Source organism: Streptomyces sp. adm13(2018), assembly GCF_008042145.1.
Taxonomy (GTDB): domain Bacteria; phylum Actinomycetota; class Actinomycetes; order Streptomycetales; family Streptomycetaceae; genus Streptomyces.
Genome location: NZ_RDBH01000294.1, coordinates 1 through 1,024, shown reverse-complemented (window position 1 = coordinate 1,024; position 1,024 = coordinate 1). Strand labels below are relative to the sequence as shown.

Genomic DNA, 1,024 nt, shown 5'->3' with positions numbered 1-1,024 from the left:
CGGGCCCGTCGGGATCTCGTCGGCGGTGACGGCGGGCTGCCAGCCGTGCCGGTCGAGGGCGCGGACGAGGGCGGCGACCATGGTGGCGTCGAACTGGCTGCCGGCGCACCGCTCCAGTTCGGCGACGGCGGTGGGCACCGGGCGGGCCCGGCTGTAGGAGCGGGTGGAGGTCATGGCGTCGAAGGCGTCGGCGACGGCCACCATCCGGGCGCACTCGGGGATCTCGTCGCCGCGCAGGCCGTAGGGGTAGCCGCTGCCGTCCATGCGCTCGTGGTGGTGGAGGATCGCGCCCCGTGCCTCGCCGAGGAAGCCGATGCCGCGGACGATCTCGTGGCCGTACTCGGGGTGCAGTTCGATGATCCGGCGCTCCGCGGGGGTGAGGGGGCCGTCCTTGCGGAGGATCCGGGTGGGGACGCCGAGTTTGCCGACGTCGTGGAGGATGCCGGCGAACCGTACGACGTCGAGCCGGTCCTCGGCCATGCCCAGCTCGCGGGCGATCAGGACGGAGGCGTGGCCGACGCGTTCGCCGTGGCCCCGGGTGTAGCGGTCCTTGATGTCGACGGCCTGGACGAGGGCGCGGATGGTGGCCTGGTGGGCGGCGCGCTCGCGGTGGTACTGGGCGAAGACCCAGCAGGAGATGTGGATGGGGAGGAGGACGAAGAGCGCCGACACCGGCCCGTACGTGCTGCGCCAGAGGACGGCCATCATCAGTCCGGCGAGTCCGTGCACGGCGTGCGGGGCGAGGGCCCGGCCGAGGAGGCCGTGCCAGGCGGCTCGCAGCGGCAGGCCGTCGGCGGTGGCCCGGATGCCGCCGTCGAGGGCGGTGAGGACGAGGCAGAAGGCGAGCGCGGCGCCGCCGGCGGGCAGCAGGGCGTACGGGAAGTCGGGGGCGTCGGGCCCGTCTCCGAGGACGTGGGCGCGGTTCAGCGTCTCGGCGGTGCTCGCCGCGGCCCAGACCGCGAGGGCGGTGGCGGCGGCCCGCCAGGCGCGGCGAGCACCGCCGAGACGCTGAACCGCGCCCACG

General features: G+C 75.4%; 1 protein-coding gene. It reads right to left on the bottom strand.

Annotation, left to right across the window (positions count from 1 at the left end):
- Nucleotides 1-1,024 (bottom strand): HD-GYP domain-containing protein (locus EAO70_RS36720; RefSeq protein ID WP_148007103.1); only part of this gene is annotated, 1,024 nt, incomplete at both ends.